This window comes from Hoeflea marina (assembly GCF_003182275.1).
Lineage (GTDB): Bacteria > Pseudomonadota > Alphaproteobacteria > Rhizobiales > Rhizobiaceae > Hoeflea > Hoeflea marina.
Genome location: NZ_QGTR01000004.1, coordinates 91,598 through 115,715 on the forward strand (window position 1 = coordinate 91,598; position 24,118 = coordinate 115,715).

General features: G+C 64.8%; 18 protein-coding genes and 1 tRNA gene. 9 read left to right on the top strand and 10 right to left on the bottom strand.

The annotated features are described in order from the left end of the window. Positions 1 to 74: 74 nt before the first annotated feature. The 3 genes from DFR52_RS15805 to DFR52_RS15815 are packed head-to-tail and all read right to left on the bottom strand — an operon-like array spanning position 75 to position 3,869. Positions 75 to 2,327 carry a xanthine dehydrogenase family protein molybdopterin-binding subunit gene (locus DFR52_RS15805; RefSeq protein WP_110033412.1) on the bottom strand — a complete coding sequence of 751 codons (2,253 nt, stop codon included), beginning with the start codon at positions 2,325 to 2,327 and terminating at the stop codon, positions 75 to 77. Next, entirely contained in the window at positions 2,320 to 3,378 is a 1,059-nt protein-coding gene (locus tag DFR52_RS15810) for an FAD binding domain-containing protein (RefSeq protein WP_110032976.1), read from the bottom strand. The genes DFR52_RS15805 and DFR52_RS15810 overlap by 8 nt, the downstream gene beginning before the upstream one ends. After that, entirely contained in the window at positions 3,375 to 3,869 is a 495-nt protein-coding gene (locus DFR52_RS15815; RefSeq protein ID WP_110032977.1) for a (2Fe-2S)-binding protein, read from the bottom strand. The genes DFR52_RS15810 and DFR52_RS15815 overlap by 4 nt, the downstream gene beginning before the upstream one ends. Before the next feature lie 181 nt (positions 3,870 to 4,050). Here DFR52_RS15815 and DFR52_RS15820 point away from each other — a divergent pair, with 181 nt between their 5' ends. Further along, positions 4,051 to 4,641, top strand: coding sequence for a TetR/AcrR family transcriptional regulator (locus DFR52_RS15820; RefSeq protein ID WP_110032978.1), 591 nt, complete (start codon positions 4,051 to 4,053; stop codon positions 4,639 to 4,641). Between the two features lie 91 nt (positions 4,642 to 4,732). Here the strand turns inward: DFR52_RS15820 and smpB are convergent, their stop codons facing one another. Continuing rightward, on the bottom strand, positions 4,733 to 5,215 hold the full coding sequence (gene smpB / locus DFR52_RS15825) for an SsrA-binding protein SmpB (protein ID WP_110032979.1): 483 nt from the start codon (positions 5,213 to 5,215) through the stop codon (positions 4,733 to 4,735). 1 nt (position 5,216) lies between these two features. Next, a complete protein-coding gene (gene dapA / locus DFR52_RS15830; RefSeq protein WP_110033413.1) occupies positions 5,217 to 6,098 on the bottom strand; it encodes a 4-hydroxy-tetrahydrodipicolinate synthase in 882 nt (293 codons plus the stop codon). Between the two features lie 341 nt (positions 6,099 to 6,439). Here dapA and DFR52_RS15835 point away from each other — a divergent pair, with 341 nt between their 5' ends. Then, the gene (locus DFR52_RS15835; protein ID WP_110032980.1) at positions 6,440 to 8,512 is read left to right on the top strand and encodes a lytic transglycosylase domain-containing protein; all 2,073 of its coding nucleotides are present in this window, start codon (positions 6,440 to 6,442) and stop codon (positions 8,510 to 8,512) included. 173 nt (positions 8,513 to 8,685) lie between these two features. Beyond that, the gene (locus DFR52_RS15840; protein ID WP_110032981.1) at positions 8,686 to 9,624 is read left to right on the top strand and encodes an alpha/beta fold hydrolase; all 939 of its coding nucleotides are present in this window, start codon (positions 8,686 to 8,688) and stop codon (positions 9,622 to 9,624) included. Between the two features lie 126 nt (positions 9,625 to 9,750). On the opposite strand, the gene DFR52_RS15845 is transcribed toward DFR52_RS15840, so the two are convergent. From DFR52_RS15845 to DFR52_RS15855, 4 genes are all read right to left on the bottom strand, one after another. Then, complete coding sequence (locus DFR52_RS15845; protein ID WP_146215621.1) at positions 9,751 to 10,593, bottom strand: hypothetical protein; 843 nt, start codon at positions 10,591 to 10,593, stop codon at positions 9,751 to 9,753. A 94-nt stretch (positions 10,594 to 10,687) separates the two neighbouring features. Further along, positions 10,688 to 10,810, bottom strand: a complete 123-nt coding sequence (locus DFR52_RS25010) for a hypothetical protein (RefSeq protein ID WP_280954198.1) — start codon at positions 10,808 to 10,810, stop codon at positions 10,688 to 10,690. 11 nt (positions 10,811 to 10,821) lie between these two features. After that, complete coding sequence (locus DFR52_RS15850; RefSeq protein WP_110032983.1) at positions 10,822 to 12,189, bottom strand: OmpA family protein; 1,368 nt, start codon at positions 12,187 to 12,189, stop codon at positions 10,822 to 10,824. 304 nt (positions 12,190 to 12,493) lie between these two features. After that, the gene (locus DFR52_RS15855; protein WP_110032984.1) at positions 12,494 to 13,651 is read right to left on the bottom strand and encodes a porin; all 1,158 of its coding nucleotides are present in this window, start codon (positions 13,649 to 13,651) and stop codon (positions 12,494 to 12,496) included. A 614-nt stretch (positions 13,652 to 14,265) separates the two neighbouring features. Between DFR52_RS15855 and DFR52_RS15860 the strand changes: the two genes are divergently transcribed. The 6 genes from DFR52_RS15860 (at position 14,266) to DFR52_RS15885 (ending at position 21,682) form a co-directional block, all read left to right on the top strand. Continuing rightward, on the top strand, positions 14,266 to 15,456 hold the full coding sequence (locus tag DFR52_RS15860) for a porin (RefSeq protein ID WP_110032985.1): 1,191 nt from the start codon (positions 14,266 to 14,268) through the stop codon (positions 15,454 to 15,456). A 62-nt stretch (positions 15,457 to 15,518) separates the two neighbouring features. Further along, positions 15,519 to 16,646 (top strand): tyrosine-type recombinase/integrase, encoded by a 1,128-nt coding sequence (locus DFR52_RS15865; protein WP_146215622.1) that lies wholly within the window; start codon positions 15,519 to 15,521, stop codon positions 16,644 to 16,646. A 578-nt stretch (positions 16,647 to 17,224) separates the two neighbouring features. Then, positions 17,225 to 18,352, top strand: a complete 1,128-nt coding sequence (locus DFR52_RS15870; protein WP_110032987.1) for a porin — start codon at positions 17,225 to 17,227, stop codon at positions 18,350 to 18,352. Between the two features lie 120 nt (positions 18,353 to 18,472). Then, on the top strand, positions 18,473 to 19,501 hold the full coding sequence (locus tag DFR52_RS15875) for a tyrosine-type recombinase/integrase (RefSeq protein ID WP_110032988.1): 1,029 nt from the start codon (positions 18,473 to 18,475) through the stop codon (positions 19,499 to 19,501). A 210-nt stretch (positions 19,502 to 19,711) separates the two neighbouring features. Further along, complete coding sequence (locus DFR52_RS15880) at positions 19,712 to 21,430, top strand: tetratricopeptide repeat-containing sulfotransferase family protein (protein WP_110032989.1); 1,719 nt, start codon at positions 19,712 to 19,714, stop codon at positions 21,428 to 21,430. Positions 21,431 to 21,592: 162 nt separating this feature from the next. Further along, a tRNA-Ser gene (locus tag DFR52_RS15885) sits at positions 21,593 to 21,682 on the top strand. A gap of 615 nt (positions 21,683 to 22,297) precedes the next feature. Here the strand turns inward: DFR52_RS15885 and DFR52_RS15890 are convergent. Further along, entirely contained in the window at positions 22,298 to 23,995 is a 1,698-nt protein-coding gene (locus DFR52_RS15890) for a dihydroxyacetone kinase family protein (protein WP_110032990.1), read from the bottom strand. Between the last annotated feature and the right edge of the window lie 123 nt (positions 23,996 to 24,118).

Here is a 24,118-nt window from a genome sequence, read left to right on the forward strand (position 1 = left end):
GACCACGGCAGTGGACAGCGGCGCCTGCCGCGGGACCCGCGCTTCAACGGCGCGGCCCGCGGCAGCCATCGCCTTCAGGCGATGAGGTCCTCGATCCGGATTGGAAAGCGATGCGCCCGCACCCCGGTGGCGTGCCAGATGGCGTTGGCGATGGCGCCCACCGTGCCGGTGATGCCGATCTCGCCCACTCCCTTGATCCCGAGCCCGTTGACATAGGGATCGTCCTCGTCGACCAGGATCGCATCCATGGCGGGAATGTCGGCATGGACCGGAATGTGGTAGCCTGCCAGATCCGCGTTCAGCGGCCGTCCGGAGCGGCGGTCATGGATCGCTTCCTCGTGCAGGGCGAACGACAGGCCCCAGATCATGCCGCCGTAGAGCTGGCTGGTGGCCAGACGGGGATTGACGATGCGCCCCGCGGCGAACGCCCCCACCAGCCGCGTCACCCGCATCTGCCCGAGATCGGGATCGACCTTGACCTCGGCGAAGACGGCGCCGTGCGAGAACATCGCGCGGGCTTCCGCCTGCGCCGGGTCGCGCCCCCCCTTGCCGGTCCCTTCCAGCGTGGCGACGCCGGCGCGGCTCAGGATCTCGGCATAGCTCTGGCTCCGGGTCTCGTCCTCGCGGTGATAGAGCCGCCCGCCGCGCGCCTCGACCCCGGCATTGCCGGAGCCGAACAGGGGCGAGTCCGGGTCGCTGCTGGCGAGTTCGGCGAGCTTGGCGATGGCGTCGGTTCCCGCATTGTAGAGAGCGCTTCCCGCCGTCGCCGTGTGGCCGGAGCCGCCTGCCACACCGCCGTCGGGGAGATCGGAGGCACCCGAGCGGAACTCGACCTGCTCTATATCCAGCCCGAGTCCGTCGGCGGCGATCTGGGCCAGCGCCGTCCAGGCGCCCTGCCCCATGTCGGCTCCCGCGGTTTCGACCAGGGCGGTGCCGTCGGCGCGCAGGGTCGCGCGGGCCTCGGCCATGAACATCGGCGCCGGAAACAGCGCGCTGCCCATCCCCCAGCCGACCAGATGGCCGGCCTTGTCGCGCATCTGCCTGGGCGCGAGCGGCCGCCCCGCCCAGCCGAAGCGCTCGGCACCCCGGCTGTAGCATTCCCGCAGCGCCTTGGCCGAGAACGGCTTGCCCGAGGCGGGATCGGTTTCGGCATAATTGCGCAGCCGGAATTCCAGCGAATCAAGCCCGCAGGCGAGCGCCGCTTCGTCGATGGCGCATTCCAGCGCCGCCGAGCCGGACGCCTCGCCCGGCGCGCGCATCGGTCCGGGGGTGCCGATGTCGACCCGCACCGCCTGCTGCCGGGTCTCGATCGCCGGGCTCGCATAAAGGTTGTGGGATGCGTTGGCCGCAGGCTCGATGAACTCATCGAAGCTGCTCGTCTGCGCCGTGGCGTGATGCTCCAGCGCGGTCAGATGGCCGTCCGCGTCCATGGCGAGACGCAAGGTCTGCTCCGTCGCGCCGCGATGGCCGACGGGGCCGTACATCTGGTCTCGCGGCAGCACCAACTTGACCGGGCGACCGAGCATCCGGGCCGCCAGGATTGCGAGGATATAGGGTCCCGGCATGATCGCCTTGGAGCCGAATCCGCCGCCCAGGAACGGGCTGCGCAGAAACACGTTCTCGGCGGGAATCCCGAAATAGCCGGCAAAAAGTCCCCGCGACATCACGATGGCCTGATTGGGCGAATCAATCGTCAGCCGGTCCCCGTCCCATTCCGCCACAATCGCATGCGGCTCCATGGCGTTGTGGTATTGCGCCGGGGTCCGATAGTCGGTCTTGATGCTGTGGACGGCTGCGGCATGGCCGGCGGCAATGTCGCCGCGGACGAAATTGGTCGGCGCGCCGATGCCGATGGCCGGCGGATCGTATCGCTCGCCATCGTCAAAGCCCATCCGCGCCGCCTCGGCCTCGTAGGTCGGCGAAAGCAGCCGCGCGCCTTCGGTGGCCGCCTCGAGGGTTTCTGCCACCACCAGCGCGATCGGCTGCTTGGCATAGCGCACCCGGTCGTTCTGCAGCGCCTCGAAGCGGAAGCCGAACAGGCCGGTCTTCTGGTCGGGATCGATGGCCAGCGGGGGCCGGTTGGCCGGCGTGATCACCTCGATGACGCCGGGATGGGCCTTTGCGGCGGTCACATCGAGCGAGGCGACGCGTCCGCGGGCAATGGCTGAGACGGCCACCACTGCATGGACGAGGCCCTGCGGATTGTTGTCGGCGGCGAAGGTGGCCGTGCCCGTGACCTTGAGCAGGCCGTCGCGCCGGGTCAGCGGCTGTCCGCGCGACGAGCCCATCCGGACATGGGTGGAAGGCGGGGAAATCGTGTCAGACATGGGCGACAGCTCCATTTTCGAGATTGAAGGCCGATGCCGGCAAGGCCGGCATGCGCTCGGGCGTCCCGTCGGCTGCGAGCAGCAGGACGCGCTTGATCACGCGCCGGGCAAGCTCGATCTTGAAGCCATTGTCGCCGGAGGGCCGGGCATCGGCGAGTGCGGCGTCAGCGGCACGCCCGAAATTCTCGGCCGAGGGCACGGCGCCGAACAGCAGGGCTTCAGCGGCGCGTGCCCGCCAGGGCCTGGCGGCGACGGCGCCGAGCGCCAGTCTTGCCTGCAGGATCCTGCCGTCCTCGATCCGGAGCGCCGCGGCGGCGGAGACCAGCGCGAAGGCAAAGGAGGTGCGTTCCCGGAGCTTGAGATAGCGTGCATGGGCGCGGAAGCTGGCTGCCTCCGGCGGCAGCCGCAGCGAGACGACCATCTCGCCGGGCCGCAATCCGCTTTCCGGCGCGCGATGGGCGTCGGGAAGCGGATAGAGATCCTCCAGCGCCATCTCCCTCCGGCCGTCGGGACCTGCAATCTCGACCACCGCATCGAGCGCGACGAGCGGCACCGAGAAATCCGACGGATGGGTGGCGATGCAGGCATTCGACCAGCCAAGAACGGCATGGCTGCGGTTCTCGCCGGTCAGCGCATCGCAGCCTGTGCCGGGATCGCGCCGGTTGCAGGCGCTCGCCGGATCCTGGAAATAGGCGCAGCGGGTGTGCTGCATCAGGTTGCCGCCGACGCTGGCGGCGTTGCGCAACTGTGCCGAAGCGCCCGACAGCAGCGCTTCGGCAACCGAGGGGAACGCCGCGGCGAAGGCCGGCTCGCGAGCAAGGTCGGCATTGCGGACCAGGGCGCCGATGCGGAAACCTCCGCCATCCAGTTGCTCGACATTGGAGAGTTCCGGCAGGCGGGTGACGTCGACCAGGCGCGACGGCCTGAGCGCACCGAGCTTCATCAGGTCAAGAAGATTGGTGCCGGCAGCAAGAAAGGCCGCGCCGGGCTCGGACGCCGCGGCGACCGCCTCGGCCACGGAGGCCGGACGCAGATATTCGAACTGGTTCATGCTGTTCTCCGTTCGTCTTCGGCGAGCCGGTTGCGTGCGTCGAGCACCGCCTCGATGATGCCGACATGGGCGCCGCAGCGGCACAGATTGCCGCTCATCGCCTCGCGGATGCGCTCCGGGTCGTCCCCGGTCTCCGCTTCCGCGATCAGTCCGATGGCGCTCATGATCTGGCCCGGCGTGCAGAAGCCGCACTGGAAGCCGTCATTGTCGATGAATGCCGCCTGGACGGGATGCAGTCGATCGCCGCTGGCGAGCCCTTCGATGGTCAGCACCTCGGCGCCGTCATGGCTGACCGCCAGTGCCAGGCAGGAGTTGATCCGCCGGCCGTCGACCAGCACCGTGCAGGCGCCGCACTGGCCGCGATCGCATCCCTTCTTGGTGCCGGTGAGATGGAGGCGTTCGCGCAGGAGATCGAGCAGGGTCACTCTCGGATCATCGATGGCCACGTCCGTGCGGACGCCGTTGACCGTTAGGCTGATTGACAGAGTCATGTTTGCTCCGATTGGGTTGTCAGAATTTGATCGACGTCAAAGGGTCGGCTGTGCGACACAACCGAAGAGCCGCCTGTCCGGGCCTGGTATCGGCCCGGCCTAGATTGGCTACACGGGACGCTTGAGAAGTGTTATACGGAGGAAGCCTCCGTTTAGCAAGCAAAAAGGACATGTGTGAGAAATGGGCGAGGATTCCGCGAAGACAGGCCGCAGACCGCGCGCGGATTCGCTGCGCAATCGCGAGCTGCTGCTGGTGGCGGCGCGGGGTGTGTTCAGCGCCGGCGGCCCGGAGGCCAGCCTTGAGGCAGTCGCCCGCAAGGCCGGAGTCGGCATCGCAACACTCTACCGGCACTTCCCGACCCGCGAGGCCATTTTCCAGGCGGTCTACCGCCGCGAAATCGACCAGCTCGTCGACCTCGCCGTCACGCTCGCCGCCGACGAGCCCCCGCTCGAGGCGCTCCGTCTCTGGCTTCGCGCCAGCATCGGCATGGTGGCCACCAAGAAGGGCATGCTGGCCGCCCTGGCACCGGCGGCCGACAGCTCGACGGAATTGTTCGCCTATTCATCGGACCAGCTCAATCGTTGCGTCGGCAACCTGATGGCGACGGCGGTGGCCCGCGGCGAGATCCGCGACGACCTGGACTCCGAGGACGTGCTCCGGGCGCTGATCGGCATGTGCTACACGCGCGAACAGCCGGGCTGGCAGGACAAGGTCGGCCGCCTGCTGGACGTGTTCGTGGACGGCTTGCGGATGCGCCGCAACGAATCGTAAATCAAAGAATTTCAATAAGATAGAAAAGGCGGCAGACTCAGTTCCTCGGGATGTTGAAGTGATCCGTCAGCGAGCCATCGACCGCCGGCGTTCAGCCGTGGTCCTTCAGCAGCCGCGTCTTCTGGCGGTTCCAGTCGCGCTCTTTCTCGGTCTGCCGCTTGTCGTGCAGCTTCTTGCCCTTGCCCAGTGCCAGCTGCAGCTTGGCCCGGCCGCGGTCGTTGAAATAGATCTTCAGCGGCACCAGCGTCATGCCGTCGCGTGCGACCGCCGCCGAGAGGCGGGCGATGTCGCGCATCTTCATCAGCAGCTTGCGCCGCCGCCGCGGCTCGTGATTGAACTGGTTGGCCTGCAGATATTCAGGAATGTAGGAATTGATCAGCCAGAGTTCGCCACCCTCCTCGCTGGCATAGGCATCGCCGATATTGGCCTTGCCCTGGCGCAGCGACTTGACCTCGGTGCCGCTGAGCACCAGCCCGGTCTCGAACGTATCGACGATCTCGTAGTCGAACCGGGCGCGCCGGTTCTCTGCCACGATCTTGCCGTACTGGGACTTGTCTTCCTTCTTGGGTGCCATGTCAGATGTTGATTCCCGCATGCGCCATGGCGGCATCCAGAAGTGCAGCGGTGGCCGGTTCAACAGCCGTCAGCGGCGAGCGCACGAGACCATTCATATGGCCAAGACGCTCGAGACAGTATTTGGTTCCCGCCACGCCCGGCTCGGTGAAGATCGCCTTGTGCAGCGGCATGAGCACATCGAGCAGCCTGAGCGCTTCGACATAGTCGCCGCGCAGCGTCGCCTCCTGCATGTCGGCGCACAGCTTCGGCGCCACATTGGCGGTCACCGAAATGCAGCCGACGCCGCCATGGGCGTTGAATCCCAGCGCGGTGGCATCCTCGCCGGAGATCTGGATGAAATCCTTGCCGCAGGCCATGCGCTGTTCGGGCACGCGCTCGAGCTTGCCGGTGGAATCCTTGACGCCGACGATGGTCGGAAAGTCGCGATGCAGCGCCGCCATGGTCTCGACACTCATGTCGACCACCGAGCGTCCCGGAATGTTGTAGATGATGATCGGCAGTGCGGTGGCTTCCGCCACCGCCTTGAAATGGGCGTAGAGCCCCTTCTGGGTCGGCTTGTTGTAGTAGGGCGTGACCACCAGCACCGCATCCGCCCGCGCCTTCTCGGCATGCCGGGCAAAGTCGATGGCTTCCAGGGTGTTGTTGGAGCCGGCGCCGGCGATCACCGGCACCCGTCCCGCCACCGCCTCGACGCACAGATCCACCACCCGCTTGTGTTCGGCATGGGAGAGCGTCGGTGATTCCCCCGTCGTCCCGACCGGCACGACGCCGCGGCTTCCGGCTTTGATCATCCGTTCGACATGGGACGCGAAGGCGGCCTCGTCGACGGCGCCATCGGCCGTGAACGGGGTGATGAGGGCGGGCATGGAACCCTTGAACATGGTGGCCTCCCAAAGGCAGTCGGTCATCCGGGTTGGCCCGGATCGTGATTAAGTGCAGTCTGCCGTTACAGGATATTGCGCCGGGGCGAAAGCCTCCGGCCCGCTGCGGCCGCCGCTTTTGCGACCGTCAGCAGCGATTTCCGCCGTGCCGTCGCCAAATCGGGTCAAACCTCCCGCCGCCCGCAATTCCGCCAGAATATTGCATTTGAATGTTTTCGCAAAGCCGTGGTTAACAAATGCTTCACTGCCCGCTGGCAGGCTGTCCGGGATGGAAGCGCGTGCGCGCAGCGGGAAGCACTGCGTCACGACCCACGACCGGCCACACTGCCTCGAAAGGTGACATGCACAGAACCGCCATCGCCATCTACAGCGTTCTCGCCCTCGGCGTGGCGATCGCCACGACGCCCGGCTGGTTGCCGTTCGGCGATGACCGCTCCGCGCCGGAGCCTGTGGCTTCTGATGTCTTGGCCGGCCCCGCCACCTCGTCCGAAACGACCGGCTCGCTCGTCCGCATGTCCGGCGCCGAGGCCGATGACGGTGCGCTGAAGGCGGGTCTCGACGCGCTCGGTGCCCGCGATGTCGATCAGGCCCGCGCCATTCGCGATGCGATGCAGGCCGACTTGCTCGATCGCCATATTCTCACCTGGGCAATCGCGCTGTCGGGCCTTGGCAGCGTGCCGTCTGCCGACATCCTCGCCGCCGGCGCCGCGCTGTCGGGCTGGCCGGGTCTCGACGCGCTGCCCGGTCTGGCCGAACGCGCGCTCTACCGCGAGAACCCGCCCGCCGAACAGGTGCTGGCGCTGCTGGGCACCAGGACGCCCGAAACCATCGAGGGGGCCATCCTGCTCTCGCGCGCGCTGCTGGCAACGGGGAACCGTGACCGCGCCGCGGCGCTGGTGCGCGACGTCTGGCGCACCAGGTCGATGCCCACCCGCCAGGCCGCCATCTTCACCGGAGAATTCTCGGCCCTGCTCACCAAGGCGGAGCATCTGCGCCGCATGGAAATGCTGATGTACCGCGACCGGATCGAGGAGGCCGGGCCGATTGCCGCTCTCGCGGAGGCAGAGACGCTGTACAAGGCCTGGTCGATGGTGATCCGGCAGCCGGCGAAGGCGACCGCCGCCCTCAAGGCCGCGGAAGCCGCCTGGCGCGACACTCCCGCTCTTCTCTACATCCGCATCCGGCAGCTGCGGGAACTCGAGCACGACCGCGAAGCAGCCAAACTGCTGGCACAGCTGCCTCGCGACAGGTCCGGGCTCGTGGATCCGGATGAATGGTGGGTCGAGCAGCGCATCGTCAGCCGCGGGCTGCTAGAGAAGGGCGAGGCCGGGGCGGCCTATGCGATCGCTGCCGCCCACACCGCAGTCAGCCCGGCGGAGGTTTCCGAAGCCGAATTCCATGCCGGCTGGTACGCCCTTCGCGGTCTCAAGGACGGCGCCGTCGCCGCACGCCATTTCGCCGCCATCCTCAAGGTCGCCGACGGCCAGATCACCCGCGCCCGCGCCCACTACTGGCTCGGTCGCGCCGCCGAGGCAGGAGGCCCGGGCACTCCCGCCGAACATTACACCGAAGCCGCCAGATACCCGACCACCTTCTACGGCCAGCTGGCCAGCGCGCGCCTCGATGCGCCGCTCGTCAACATTGCCTATCCGGTCCCGAGCGAGGCCGACCGCACCCGGTTTGCCGGGCGCGAGGCGGTGCAGGCCATCCGCAAGCTGGAGGCCGCCGGCGTCACCTGGCGCGCCGACATGCTCTATCGGGCGCTCGCCGCGCAGATCACCAGCCCGGGAGAACTGAGCATCCTTTCGGCCATGGCGGCGGCCCGCGGCGACCATCAGCTGTCGCTGCAGGTCGGCAAGATCGCCTGGCGGCGCGGCCTCGATGTGGCGGCCCTAGCCTTTCCGCTGGGCGCAGTGCCCGCCGAGGCCGACATCGATGGTTCGGGCAAGGCTCTCGCCTATTCGATCGCCCGCCAGGAGAGCGCCTTCAACAAGGCGGCCGTCTCGCCGGCCAATGCCCGCGGACTGCTGCAGATCCTGCCCGGCACAGCCAGGGCGGTCGCCGGCCGCCACGGCCTGCCGTTCTCCCCGGAGCGGCTGACCAGCGACGCCGCCTACAACGCCACCATCGGCGCGCATTTCCTCGGCGAGCAGATCAGCGATTTCGGCGGCTCCTACATTCTGACCTTCATCGCCTACAATGCCGGTCCGCGCCGGGTCTCGCAGTGGATCAAGCGTTTCGGCGATCCGCGCGGCAAGCCGCTCGACGAGGTGATCGACTGGATGGAAATGATTCCCTACACCGAGACGCGCGATTACGTGCAGCGGGTGATGGAGAATTACCAGATCTACAAGGCGCGGCTGGGCCAGCCGACCGACATCGCCGGCGACCTGCGCTTCGGTCGAAAGAGCTGATGCTGTCTTCGGCAATGCGCACAGCTTCGGGATCACCACAGGCATGATTGCCAGAACTTCAAGCTCGTCTCCGGCAAGATCGCCGGCCACGTCTTTTGCGCGGGCCGCCTTTCCCCTCGCCCTGCTTTTGCGTTAAGTCTGGCAATTCGCAACGAAACCGGGACAGCATCAGCATGGCGCGCGCGAGACAGCAGACGATCGAACCGGCTCCGGCCCAGAGCGGATTTGACGATGTCTATGTCTCCGCCGGCGACGGCCTGCGCCTGCATGCGCGCGACTATGGCCGCCGCAACCCCGAGGGCCGAAAGCGGCTGCCGCTGGTCTGCCTGCCCGGACTGACCCGCAACGCCCGCGATTTCCATGAACTGGCCATGAAGGTCAGCAGCGATCCGACAGCGCCGCGCCGCGTCGTCTGCTTCGAGTCGCGGGGCCGCGGCGGCTCCGGCTGGGACAAGGATCCGGCGCGCTACACGGTGCTGGTCGAGGCGGAAGATGTGCTGGCCGGCATGGCAGCACTTGGGCTCGCACATGCGATCTTCCTCGGCACCTCGCGCGGCGGCCTGATCATGCACGTGCTGGCCGCGATGCGGCCGACGGTGATGGCGGCCGGCATTCTCAATGACATCGGGCCGGTGATCGACGGCGCCGGTCTGGCGCAGATCAAGGCCTATCTCACCCGGACGGCGAAGCCCACGAACTGGGAGGAGGCCGGCCCCATCCTCAGGCAGGCCCATGGCAAGAGCTTTCCGGCCCTCTCGGATCGGGACTGGGACGACATGGCTCGCGCCATCTACACGGTGCGCGACGGCCGGCTAGAGCCGGACTTCGACCCGGCCCTGCTTGCGAGCCTGAAGGACATCGACCTCAGCACGCCGCTGCCGACGCTTTGGCCGCAATTCGACGGCATGGCCAACATGCCGCTGCTGACCCTGCGCGGCGAGAACTCGCAGCTCCTGTCGGAGAAGACGCTCGCCGAAATGCAGGCGCATATCCCGGCAATGCAGATCCACACGGTCGCGGGCCACGGCCACGCGCCGATCCTGCACCTCTCCGGCCTGTCGGAGATCATCGGCAAGTTCCTCAAATCCGTCGACAGGAACCGGTCCGCCTGACCGGCGGACACGCCCTGCCGGGACGATACGAACCGCAAGGGGCGCGTGTCCCGGGGAAGACGGATCGGCGCGGGCGGATGGCGCTGTTGCAGCTGTCGGGCCGGGCCCCCCGATGCTCTGTCGAATTCAGGGTTTTCTGGCTGGAGCCGGCTTTCTGGCTGCGGCGGGCTTCTCATCTTTGCTTAGCTTCCTGGCGGAAGCGGCCGGCGCGGCCGCTCCGACCTGCTTGGCGGATGAGCCCGATTTGCCCGCAGCGGCGGGAGCCGGCGCCTTGTCCTTCGCCTCGCGCCTGGAGGGTCGGCCTGTTCCGGCCAGAACCTTGGCCTGCCCGACCCAGTCCTCGCGTTCGATGCGGCCCGGAAACGCCAGCCGCGTCCCCATCTCCGCGCGCTCCCGCTTCGTCCAGGCGGCGATCTGCGAAAAACGGGTGACGCCCACGGAGTGCAGTCTGGCCTCGATCCGCGGCCCGATGCCGCCGATCAGCTTCAGATCGTCGCCGGCGGCAACGTCCCCGAACGCATTTGCGGTGGCGACCTCCGCCAGGCGAGCCATCTGCCGCGCGGGCTCTGCAGGTCCCGGCTTCGCCAACGTCTTTGTTGCTTTGGCTTTCGCCTTGCCCTTGGGCTTGGAGGTCTTTCCGTTCCCCCTTGCCGCAGGATTGATGGTGATGTCTCCGTCCGCGGCCGCCGGCTGCGCCTGTGCAGCGCTATCGGGATCGAGGGCTTGCGCCGTTCTCGCTGCGGCCAGCGTGCGCGGAAAGGCAGGAAGCACCCCGGCAACCCGTGCGGCGGGTTCCCCGGTGGCAGCCACACGCGCGGCGTTCGCGGCCGACATTGTCGATGCCCTGCCGGTGACGGCCGCGCTATCATCGTGCCGGCGCAGCAAGACGCGAAGCCAGTATCCGCATAGACATCCCGCGACGACGACCGCCGCCATCATCGCCATCGTCTGCAAGGTCAGTACGAACATCCGTCAAGCCCCCTTGGGAAGCGGGCCTCAGCCCCAAATGCATGTCGCCCGAAAGTGTGCAGCGGTTTCGGGCGACATGCATAATTACAGACAGCTAAGGCACATCGCGTGAATTCACGCGATGTGCTTCAGGTGCGGCACTGGTCCAGCCGATATAGCCGCCGATGACAAATGCGATCAGCAGCCAGATCCACATCTGCGACATCAGATACACCATGCGACCCCCGTTCAGTCTTCAATGACGGCAAACCCGACGCCGCCGGCGCCGGCATCCCCACCCCCGGCCGCATGGGCAGCATCCGAAACCCGCAGCCGGGCGGGATCGATGCCGCTCTCCATCAGATAGGCGACCAGTGCCTGCGCCCGCCGTCCGGCCTGGCCGGGATCGGTGGAGCCCGCATCCGGATGCGCCGTGATCTCGAGAAGGGTATTACCACAGCGCCGCAACGAATACGATATAAGGTCAAGCTGTCCGAAGCTGTCCGGGCTGACACCGGCCTCGCCTGGCTCGAATGCAATCGGGTTCCCGTCCGTCAGCCTGGCGATCTCGCCCGCGCACCACGCCGCCGTCATGTCCCCGTCACCAACCGGCCTGAGCGAGACCGTCGCGGTTCCCGCATAGCCCGCGGGCAGGTCTTCGGCCAGCTTGCGAATGATCTCGATGCGCGCGGCCTCCGTCAGCGCCTCGCCTTCGACGCGGACGGCGCCGCCGTTCACCGTCACTGTGCCGTGGTCGAGCCGGCTGAGCACCTGCAGCAGCATCGACGTCACTGATTCGAAGCCGCGGATCGCCCCGACAGCCGGCTTGAGCGCGTCGTCGAGCGTCACCGCCCCGAACTTGGCCCGCACCATCCTGGCCACCGCGGCGCCGTCGGCGTCGGGGGAAAAACCGGAGAGGCTGACTCGACCGCCATCAGCGCTCGCGCTCCAGCGGTAGTCGCCGGCAAGGGTCGCCGGCGTGATCTCCAGCGACGTGAGGCGGCTTCCCGCCGGCAACGCCGAGGCCGCCGCCTCCATGGCCGCAAGATGGTCATCGGGCGACAGCGCCATGCCGCGCACGGAAATACCGTCGTCGCTGATGTCGAAACGGCCGACGGTGAAGTAGGAGAGCATCCTGGTGCCGAAACCGGCGAGAGCGGCGAGCGACGGCGGTGCGCCGCGGGCGAGCTTCGTGTCGTCCCTGACGGGGATGCCCGGAAGGATGCCCGAGACTTCGCCGCCGATGACGCCGCGGAGCGCGTCATTGGGCACGAAGCCGGTGAGATGAATGCCGGTTTCAGTCTTTTCTCCGCTCAAGAGATAGGGGGCGGCGACGCCGATCAGCACCGAGCCGTTGCTGAGCCGGCGCAGACCGGCGGTCGACGCGGCAATGGCGATCGCCTCGGCCTGCGCCTGGGCGTCGGGCGCCACACCCGACAGCGTCAGGTCGCGACCGTCGAGCGTGATCAGGGCCCAGGGATGGTCCGCTGTCAGCGCAGCCAGTACGCGGGACTTGAGATCACTCTCGATCGCATCGGCGCGGAACCACAAGGCGAGCGCGGCACACAGGCTGGTTGCCACCAGGCCGGGCCAGAACCATCGCGTCCAGACTTTCATGCCTCACCATCCTGTCGCCCCGCCGTTGGTCGCGCCAAACTCCCACGCCCGTTGCCCTGCCGGTACTGACTTGACCGACACGCCGCGGCCGGTCGCCAACCCCGGCGACAATGGCGAAGCCTCCTCGGCTTGGCAAGCAGCCAATCCCGGTAGCGCGGCGGTGGCCGGCCGACGACGGGCACATCAGGACATCCGGCCGACAATGCAGTTGACGTATACCCAAACATTCCCACTGGTTGGTGGTCAAACGAAAAACCCGGCAGCCGTGAGGCTGCCGGGTTCTTCAGTTCAGGACGTTCGTTGATTAGAACGAGCGCTGGACGCGGAGCATTGCACCGAAGTTGCCATCGACGCCATCGTCGGCATATGCGACTTCCGGGGTGATGGTCAGGCCGGGGACCAGGTTGTAGGCAACGTTGCCAACCAGGCTCCAGGCGTCGTCGTTGCCGGCGCCGCCGTCAACCCACTGGCCCTGCACGTTGAAAGTGGCCTTTTCGGAGAACTTGACCGAACCGCCGGCGATGACCGAGAGGGTCTCGTCGCCAGCAACGCCGTTCGACCATGTCGTGTAGCCGCTTTCGTTCTCGCCGTACATCAGCATTGCGAAGACCGAAGCCGCATCGCTCAGAGTGACGTCTGCACGGATCTTGCCGGCCCAACCGCCCTGCGCATGAAAGCCACCAAGTCCGATGATGTCATCGCGTGTGTCGTATGCGCCAACCGCCGTGACATTGAACATGCCGGCATTGTAGCCGAGACCGACAACAACATGCGGCATGTAGTCATCGATGCCCCAGCCGTAGTAACGGGAAGCGCTTCCGGACACAAAGTAACCATCGCCGCTGCCAACGCCCTGCTCAAGAGCGATCGCTGCAGTGAAGGCGCCACCGGTATAGGTGTAGCTGATCAGGTTGGTGTCGAAGGGACCGTAGCCGCCCGACAGCGTATCCTGAATGACCGAACCGCCGTAGCCGGTGAAGGTCGAGAACAGCGATTCGTCCTTACCGATGCGCAGGCCGCCGAGCTGGATCCAGGCGAAGTTCAGCGAGAACTCCGAAGCGTTGGTGTAACCATCAACGTTAGCATTGCCCAAGCCGGTGAAGTGGTCGTTGGTGTCATACTGCCAACGGGTTTCCATGTAGGTGCGCAGGGTGCCGAGTTCGGTTTCCGAAGCGGTCGAGACGCGGAACGAGAAGCGCGAACGGATGTTGTAGGTCTGGTCGCCATCGGCTGCAGTCGCAGCAAACAGGTCGCCGCCGCCGATGTCGACGCGGGTGTAGCCGTGGATGCGCAGGCAGGTTTCGGTGCCGGGGATGTAGAAGTAACCGGTGCCGAAGGCGTCGCAAACGCGAACATATTCAACGGCTTCCGGCTCTGCAGCCACGATTGCGTCGGCGGCGCGAGCGCCGGAGAATGCTACGAGGGCCGCAGCGGAGCCAAGGAGAATGGCCTTGATATTCATGTTCTGACCTCCAGTCAAAAGTTAAACGGGTTTGGGCTGATGCTGAAGGACAGCTTTACCTGCCCCATCCCCAGATGGAAGAAGCTGCAACGGGTGCCCGCCACGACTTCTGGAGTGAACATACTCGCCGGGCCGGGCGGCGCAACGCATTACCGCCGTGGCAAGCCTGATCCGCAGAGCCTTCCCCCCATGCTGTTGCACAAATGACACGAATACGGCGGCGGCGGCCGCGAAACTTTACGTTTGATTAAGGAATGGGGGCCGCAAAGGGCCCTCGCTCGCCGTCAAAAGCCGATTCCGCCAGGGAATCACCCGCATTCGCCGCGAGTCCCGAGGGCGAACCGAGAATCATGGCCTCTGGAAGCGGATTGGGGATTCCTGCCCAGGCGCCTTCCTGGGTGTGCGCGCTAAGATCGGTTTGCGCGGACGCCCTTCGCGCCCGGGTATCGCCCCGCACAAGCGACCGCCAAGCCGGCTCAAAGCGGAATCCCGGATCGGCATTCACTATAGAGAGGATTCAGCGAGAAATGTGAGGATTGCAAATCAGGATTTGAATTCAATGGGCTGACCGCCAACGCAATGGCGCCCCTGTCTTTTGACTGGAGGTCAGAAACATGAAAATCAAGAGCCTACTTCTCGGCTCCGCAGCGGCTCTCGTGGCATTCTCCGGCGCCCGCGCCGCCGACGCCATCATCGCAGCAGAACCCGAGCCCGTCGAATATGTCCGCGTCTGCGACGCCTTCGGCACCGGCTACTTCTACATTCCCGGCACAGAGACCTGCCTGCGCATCCACGGCTATGTCCGCTTTGATGTAAACGGTGGTGATCTGCTGGGTGTGACATCGGCGGATGGGGAAGACACATACGGCATTCTGTCGCGCTTCACGTTCCGCACGTCGACAGCCTCGGAGACCGAACTCGGTACCCTGCGGACCTATACGGAAGTCCGCTTCAACCACGGCACCAATGATGAGGCAAACCAGTTTTTTGATGCTGGCGCCGATCCCACGATCGTGAACGGTCCCAATGGTTACGACAACGAGAACGCCTTCTCCCTGAACTTTGCCTGGATCCAGCTTGGCGGTCTCCGGGTCGGTAAGGACGAATCCTATTTCACAACGTTCACTGGGTATGGCGGCTCCGTGATCAACGATACGCTTTCGGGCGGCTATGGGCCGTTCGGTACCAACCTGATCAGCTATACCTATAACAGCGGCGCGTTTTCTGCCGGGATTTCGCTCGAACAGGGCGTCGACAACTACTGGACCGACGAGAACCTGGGCGGCGTGTACGACACCTACCATGGCTGGGGCATCGACGATTACATGCCGCATGTGGTTGTCGGACTGGGCTACAATGCTGGAATGTTCAGCGTCAGGGCTGTCGGCGCGTACGACACACGCGACGACACAATCAACCCACAGACATTGGCCGTTGTTCCGCTTGGCGGCTGGGCCGGCAAGATCCGTGCAGACGTCAACTTCAACGATAGTGCATCCGTATTCGCAATGCTGATGTACGGCGAGAATGAAAGCGCCTACACGAAATGGCGCACAGGCCTCGCTACCGATGAGACCTTCTCGGTCGTTGCTGGCGGCTCATTCAGGTTCTCCGAAAAGGCCACTTTTAACCTTCAGGGCCAGTGGGCCGAAGGCAACGGCGGAGACGATCCGTGGAGCTTGGTGGGTAACGTTGCCTATAGCCTGGTGCCTGGCCTTACCATCACCCCTGAACTGGCTTATCTGTCACGCGCCGATGGAAGCGACGACTTCGGTGGAACTTTCCGCATTCAGCGCGACTTCTAAGAAGCCTTCGATTTTGTGGTCATAAAATTGGATCCCGGCAACCTTGGTTGCCGGGATCTCACTTGGTATCTACGGGTTTTCAATCGGTTCCTGGTATCTGTGTTTCATTTTCGGAATTCTCCATTGATTTTCTTTTGTCAATTTACCACAACTTCGGGATGCACACGGATCCAGAAGTTTTCATTCCTGTGAGTTCGGCGGAGCAGCCGATCGCAACCGAAGGTGGGTGCGTCTCCGCACCGGGCCTGTCGGACCTGTGGCATCAACACGCTGGTTCCGTCTGGGAAAACGGCCGCCACAAGGACAATTGCTACGCCTTTATTTTCGAGATTTGCGCCTTCATGCGGTTGCAAAAAATTGCAACCTATGATGATATATTGATTGATCGACTGGTGACGCATTTCCGTGAGATCGGCAATCGAAATTCGACGATTAACCGAAAGCTTTCAGCACTGTACAAGCTGCTGAAGAAGGCAGAGAGGACCGGGCAGATCACGCGCCTTCCTTCCTATATTCGCTTGAGAGAGCGCAACTCACGCGTGCGGTTTCTGACCGCCGAGGAAGAGTCTTCGATGTTCGGCGCCGTGGCTGCCCGCAACACTCATCACGCCCTGCTCTGTCAATTTCTGGTGGATACCGGAGCGCGTGTCGGCGAGGCGCTGGCCCTGAAATGGAACGACATCCACAACAATGCGGCGACGTTCTGGATCACGAAATCCGGCAGGAGCCGGACGGTCCCGCTGACGCGCCGGGCGGTGGCGGCATTGAAATCGGCCCGTCCCTACGGTGGCACGGGGCCTTTCACAAGTATTACCTATGCGAACTTCAAGTACAACTGGAATCAGGCCCGCAAGGACCTGCGCTTCGGCGACGACCCGCACATGGTGCCGCACATCCTGCGCCACACCTGCGCCTCTCGGCTGGTCCAGGCCGGCATCGACCTGCGCCGGGTGCAGACCTTCCTCGGCCACCAGACCATCCAGATGACCCTCCGTTATGCCCATCTGGCCACCAATGATCTGGACCAGTGCGCCTCGGCGCTCGACGCCATCAACATGGCCTCCGCGCCCGCGAAGCCGCCTGTTGCCACCAGGCCCGCATCACGTGCGCCGGCGTTGCGGACCGCCTCGCCCCGTGCGCCATCGACACACGACAAGTCGAAAAGCAAGGCGCAGATACCTCAACCGTGATGACACAGGCGGCATGCGCGCGCATGATTTTGGGTGATGAGCGGTTGCGGCACTTCCGAGGGTGCGGCAGGAATGTGAGGCTTGCTGTGCCAAGAAGCCGGATGTCGGCCGCGCAGCCTTGCCGGCCCTTGTCTCTGTTGTCGTTCGCGATGGGATGCGTGATCTGCCTTCACACCACCTGCTCCGCTCAAGCCTGTCGAGAGAGCAACCAGTTCGGGGGCGTCGTTAATGCATGTCGCCCGAAAGTGTGCAGCGGTTTCGGGATCACGACATGCAAAATTACAAGAGCTAAAGCACATCGCGTGAATCTGAATTCCCGCGATTTGCTTTAGCGGCAGCCGGGGCCGGGTTGTCTTGGTGATCTGCAGCCTTCCGGGTTGATCTCTTTTCTTCCGTCGGACGCAATGGTGAACGGCCCCGGCGATCGGAAATCCGGCGCCAGAAATGCGATCCGCGACCGGTGTGCAGCGGCGTAAGGCACGCCTGCTGTAATATAAGGCGAAAGGAAATAAATAACATAGTCAACGGATTGACGAGTTCTGCCCATTCAAGATCCTGAGGTGACTGGAGGTCAGAACATGAATATCAAGGCCATTCTCCTTGGCTCCGCTGCGGCAATCGTGGCATTCTCCGGCGCTCACGCCGCCGACGCAATCGTGGCTGCAGAGCCGGAAGCAGTCGAATATGTTCGCGTCTGCGACGCCTTCGGCACCGGTTACTTCTACATCCCCGGCACCGAAACCTGCCTGCGAATCCACGGCTACACCCGCGTCGAAATCGGCGGCGGCGACCTGTATGATCGCCAGGGCCTTGAAGGTGACAACACCTACAGCGTCCGCACCCGCTTCTCGTTCCGGGTGTCGACCGGTTCGGAAACCGAACTCGGCACGCTGCGCACCTATATGGAAACCCGCTGGCAGTACGACACTGACAACGCATCGACCGATGACAATCTTTTCGGCTACGAAACTCACAACGAATTCTCGCTGAACTTCGCCTGGATCCAGCTCGGCGGTCTCCGCATCGGCAAGGACGAATCGCTGTTCTCGACCTTCACCGGTTACGCCGGCAACGTCATCGACGACGACCGTGCGGGCGGCTACGGTCCCTTCGACACAAACCTGATCAGCTACACCTATACCGGTGGCGCCTTCCGCGCGGCGGTCGCCCTGGAGCAGGGTGAAAACAACTACTATGACGACAACACCGGCACCTATGTCGGCTGGGCCATTGATGACTACATGCCGCATGTGGTCGTCGGCCTCGGCTACAACGCCGGCATGTTCGACATCTCCGCCGTTGGCGCCTACGATACCCGCGACGACTACTTCGGCGAACTGCGGGGCGGTTGGGCCGGCAAGATCCGCGCCGACGTGACCTTCAATGATCGCGCCACGGTCTTCGCCATGTTGCTCTACGGTCAGAACTCCAGCGGTTACACCACATGGTCGAACGGCAACTATGATGAAGAGACACTCTCCGTCATCGCCGGCGGCTCCTTCAAGCTGTCCGACAAGGCCACCTTCAACGTGCAGGGCCAGTGGGTTGACGGCGGCGCCGGCAACGATGATCCGTGGAGCCTGGTCGGCAACGTAGCCTACGACCTGGTACCCGGCCTGACCATCACTCCGGAACTCGCCTACTTCTCGGATATCGATGGCGAAGACGCCTTCGGTGCGAAGCTCCGGGTCCAGCGCTCGTTCTGATCAAACAGCCTGACTTGTTTACCCCGGCAGCTTCGGCTGCCGGGTCAATTTGTAGGGCACTCACATACCGCCGCAATTTCAAGGCGTTATGTGCGTTTTTCAATTGCCAATGGTGAAAGCATGGAGCACAACCGCCGGATTTCTCTTTCTCCGGATGATATTGTGTCAGATAATTTATTGCCCAACGACCCTGTGCGAGCCGGTGCCCTGCCGCCTGCGCTCGACCAACTGTGGCTGCAACATGCCGGATCCCTTTGGGAAAACGGGCGCCACAAGGACAGTTCATACGCCTTCATATTCGAAATACTTTCCTTTATGCAGTTGCATAAAATTACAACCTATGATGATACATTGATAGATCGTCTCGTTGACCATTTCCGTGGCATCGGGAACCGAAATTCAACAATTAATCGCAAACTTTCAGCGCTTTACAAGCTGCTCAAGAAAGCCGAGAGGGCCGGTCAGATTCCGAGGCTTCCATCCTATCTCCGTTTACGTGAACGCAACTCAAGAGTGCGTTTCCTCACGGCTGAGGAAGAGGGAGCGGTCTTTGGCGCCATCGCCAAGCGAAACCCCCACCATGCCCTCCTTTGCGAATTCCTGGTCGACACCGGCGCCCGAATCGGCGAAGCGCTGGCGCTGAAGTGGAACGACCTTCATAACAACTCCGCGACCTTCTGGATCACCAAGTCGGGCAAGAGCCGTACCGTGCCGCTCACCGACCGCGCCGTGGCGGCGCTCAGCGCGGCGCGTGCCTACGGGAGCGCCGGACCGTTCACTCGCATTACCTATCCGAATTTCATGTATGACTGGAACCGTGTCCGGAAGGACCTGCACTTCCTCGGCGATCCGCACATGGTTCCGCACATCCTGCGCCACACCTGCGCCTCGCGGCTTGTCCAGGCCGGGATCGACCTGCGCCGCGTGCAGACCTTCCTTGGTCACCAGACGATCCAGATGACGTTGCGCTACGCTCATCTGGCCACGGACGACCTGGACCAGTGCGCACGCGCCCTCAATGCCATAAACGTCGCAGCCGCTCCCGCCGCTGATCCTCCCGCCCCGCGGCACCGCGCGCCGGCCGGCAAGCGGCGCCTGGAACCGCGCGCCATGGATACCAGTCCGCGCAAGAGCAGGACGACTGCCTGAACAGGACCGACGTCCGCCAGTCATGACTGTCGCGACCTACACCATGTTTTGAACTGCCTTGGTCGGATTCGAGCCGAATGCCGGGTGAGAGTGAACGGCGCGCAAACCACAAAAAGAGCCTTCTGATAACAGGGGCGGTTGTGTAAGCTTGCCAACAGGCCCATGTAACGGCGCCGAAGGGCCGTGCAGCATCAAGCAGACAGGTGAACTTTGAACCGTGCGCTCAAGCGTCGCCAGCAGAAGCTGGCGAACTCCCGATCTTCCAGAAGCGGCCATGCCGTCGATCCGCATGCCCCGGTGATGGCCCAGGCGGCCGAGCACTACCGCACCGGCAACGGGTCCGCCGCAGTGGCTGCCTGCCGGTCGATCCTGGCCAAGGATCCCGACCACGCCCACGCCAATCACCTGCTCGGCATCATCGCCATGCAGCAGAAGAATTTCGATCAGGCAATCGGGCATCTGACGCGCGCAACCGCCGCGATGCCCGAAGATGCCGCCATGCTCACCCATCTTGGCACTGCGCTGTCCTATGCCGGCAGGCTCGACGCGGCGATGGAAAGCCTGAAGGCCGCCTTGCAGGTCGATCCCGACTTCATTGACGCCTGCAACAATATGGCGGCGCTGTGCATGAGGCGGAACGATCCCCGCGGCGCGATCAGCCATTACCAGAAGGCGCTGGCCATCAACGACCGCGTCGCCGAGGTCCACGCCAATCTCGCCAACGCGCTGCTGGCAACCGGCCAGGTGGACGACGCGATCAGCCATTACCGCAGCGCGCTCGCCATCCGCCCCCGCTTCCCCGAAGCCGAATACGGCCTCGGCCAGGCCCTGCGCGACAATGGCGACATGGCCGAGGCGGTGGCGCATTACACCATCGCGCTCGACCAGAACAGGAACCATGCCAATGCCATGGCGTCGCTGGCCTTCGTGACCGATGAGCTTGAGGAGAGCATGCACAGCCGGATCCGCAACACCCACAAGCTGGCCGCAGCCGGCAGCGAGGAGCGCAAGCTGCTCAGCTTCGCGCTTGGCAAGCACGAGGAGCGGATGGGTGATTTCGAGCGTGCCGCCGAGCTCTTCACCGAGGGCAACGCCATCCATCGGGCAAGCCTGACCTTCTCCGCCGAAGACACCGCCGCGCAGCTACGCCGGATCGCCACCATCTTCGACCGCGATTTCCTAGCGGCGCACAGCGGTTTCGGCGTTTCCACCGCAGCGCCGATCTTCATCGTCGGCATGCCGCGCTCCGGCACCACGCTGGTCGAACAGATCCTCGCCAGCCATCCGCAGGTCAGCGGCGGCGGCGAACTCACGCATTTCCCGGCCACGGTCTTTGCCGCCCTCAAGCGGCTCGATCCGACGGGCTTTCCGGATGCCGCCTCCAAGCTCGGGGCGGCCGATGTGCAGCAGATCGCCCGGGACTATCTCGCCGCGCTCGACGCGACGATCACCGCCACCCCCTATTTCACCGACAAGCTGCCGGGCAATTTCCTGATGGTGGGGATGATCAGGCTGGTCTTCCCCCATGCGCGGATCATTCACTGCACCCGCGACGCCCGCGACACCTGCCTGTCGATGTTCAAGATCTTCTTTCCCTCCGGCGGCCATCATTTCAGCTATGACCTGCGGGAACTGACGGAGTATCACCGCAATTACACCGCGTTGATGCAGCATTGGAAGTCGCTGTTCGGCGATGACATCATCGAGGCCAATTACGAGACCATCGTCAGCGATCCCGAGCCCGCGATCCGTGCCCTGCTGGGGCAATGCGGACTCGACTTCGATCCGCGCTGCCTCGATTTTCACGCCACCCGGCGCGTTGTCCGCACGGCGAGTGCCGCGCAGGTGCGCAGGCCGATCTACACCTCGTCAATCGGCGCGTGGAAGAATTACGCCCCCTATCTGCCCGGCCTGGCCGAAGCCGGCTGATCGCCGCCCTGCCGGGATTGATGGCCCCGGTGATGCCATCTCCCGGCAGCACCGCCGCCCGATCCCGCGCGCCGACCGCGACGCGCAAGCCGGCGCGATTTTCGCCCGAGCGGCCACAAAGACCTTGCGGCTCAAGGTTTTTCCGACTATTCAGCCTGCACCGGAGAGGTGGCCGAGTGGTCGAAGGCGCTCCCCTGCTAAGGGAGTATACCAGAGATGGTATCGAGGGTTCGAATCCCTTCCTCTCCTCCATTCAATGTCGCAGGACGTTGGTCTTTCGAAAAATGGCTAGCAATCGGAATTTCCGCAATTCTGTGCACCCCATGATTTGCACATTTGCCAATTCCGCACCTGAACTCAGATCCCCCTCTGGTCGCGAGCCTATCAAACCTTCTCTGCCCGGGCGCTTTCTGACCGGCTCAGTCAGGCGTCGGCAAAGGCCTGAACCGGGACTCCGGATCCTCGATCGAGGCGATGCACAGCGCAATCTGGTGCGGTAACTCGCCACGCGGGTGTAGAGACCGATCTTGATGTGGAGAGTGTTGCAACCGAAATCATTGAGCTTCGTCCCCCCGTGACGATGCCTGCAAGGACCGGGCTGTCAGGCGCAGGAAAGTAGGCAGCGACTGGCATGTCACCGACCGTGAACAGGCCGGTCAAGCCGTTCTGTCCGAGCCAGCAGCATTCTCCAGCCGTTCCCAGCGCGGGATCGACCTAAAACCGGCGGTTGCGCATGGGACATACACCGACACCGCGATCAAGCCCCAACTCCGCCGCGGATCGGATCAGTCTCGGGCTGGCCGGAGATGCCGCGCCCGCGCTCGGCAGATGTCTCGGCATGCCGGACAGGACCTGGCGTGTTGTCTGCTATTCGAGCACGCCGGCGATCGCCTTCATCCAGATTGCCACGGCGACGGCGCCCCCGTCCGGGATGCCGATGGCGCGGTCGCCGATATAGCTCGCCCGGCCGGCGCGCGGCATCAGGGTGGCGCTCGCCATGGCGCCCGCGTGCGCGGCGGCCGCAGCTGCGAAAAAGGCCGCTACCGGGTTTTGCCCCTGATCGGTGGCCTGCTGCCACGCCTCGTGGCCCGGCAGCAGCGCATCAAGCATGGTCCTGTCCCCTCGCCCGGCTCCGCCGAGATCGGAGATGGCCTGGGCAGCGGCCAGGAAGGCCGTGCGCCATTGCGCTTCCGTGGCACAGTCGAGGCCGCGCAGCTGACCGGCCGCCCTGAGAAGCGCCGCAGCATAGAAGGGGCCGGAGCTGCCGGCGATGGCCCGGCGAACGCCGGCGCTCAGATCCGCCAGCAACGTCTCCGGCGTGGCGAAGCTGCGGTCGGCAAGATTGCGGATCGCCGCCGCGCCGCGGGCCATGCTGGCGCCCAGGTCTCCGTCGCCGGCCTTGCCGTCAAGATCGCCGAGTTCGGCTTCGGCGCCGTCGAGCGCATCGGCAACGGCCAGCGCGCCTGCCCGCAGCAGGTCGGACTGCGGACCTCTGGGCACAGGAACACCTTGATCGACATGCGCTGCGGCGCCGGGGACGATCGTTATCGGCAGTCTGACCTGGCCATCGCCCTGCCATGCCGATACGGGTGTGGCGTCGTCGAGCAATTGCAGACGCCGGTCATCGAGCGGTAACAGCGTGATCGACACACCGGGCATTTCCAGTGCGGTCATGAAGTTGCCGCACCAGGCGCGGCTGACGCTGAAGCCCATGCCACCCAGACTTTTCAGCGCATGGCCGAGGACAATCGCCAGTTCCATCGGCGGCGTTGCGCCGAGGCCATTGACCAGCACCGCGAGCCGTTTGTCCGCCGACGGCGTGATCTCGCCCGTCAGCACCGCGAGGATTTCCTCCACAATCTCGTTGGCCGGCTTGATGGCGCTGCGGCGAACGCCCTTCTCGCCGTGAATGCCAAGACCGAACTCGATCTCCTCCGCCCCAAGGGAGAACGACGGCAGTCCGACGGCGGGCACGATGCAGGTGCCGAGCCCGACGCCCATGGTCCGCAGGTCGGACGACGCGCTGCGGGCAAGGGAGGCGATATCGGCAAGCGGAGCTCCCCGTTCGGCCGCAGCCCCGGCGAGCTTGTGAATGAACACGGTGCCGGCAATGCCGCGACGTCGTTCGGGGGCAACCAGGCTGGCCAGGGCCGCGTCGTCGGCGACGATGACGATCTCGACCGGGATGCCCTCCTCCCGTGCGATTTCCGCTGCCAGGCCGAAATTCAGCCGGTCGCCGGTGTAATTCTTGACCACCAGAAGTGCGCCTGCAGGACCGGAGACGGCGCGGACCGCCGCCAGCACCGCATCGACGCTGGGCGAAGTGAAGACATCGCCGACCACCGCAGCCGACAGCATGCCGGGGCCGACATAGCCGGCATGGGCCGGTTCATGTCCGGCGCCTCCGCCAGAAATGACGGCCACCCTACGCTGCGGCGCGTCCGGCAGGTCGTTGCGGATGACGACATTCTCTTCCGCCAGCAGCGCCAACGACGGAGCCAGCGCCAGGGCGCCCTCAAGCATTTCCCGGACGGCAAAGCGGGGATCATTGATGAGCTTTTTCATTGCGTACCTCGATTGCACTTTACGCACTCATGCCGCCGCGCCGGCGGCCTTGAGAATGGCTCGGACTTCGGCGGCGCCGATATCGGCGTTCTCCCCGAGCGGCAGTTGTCCGGCCTCCTCAAG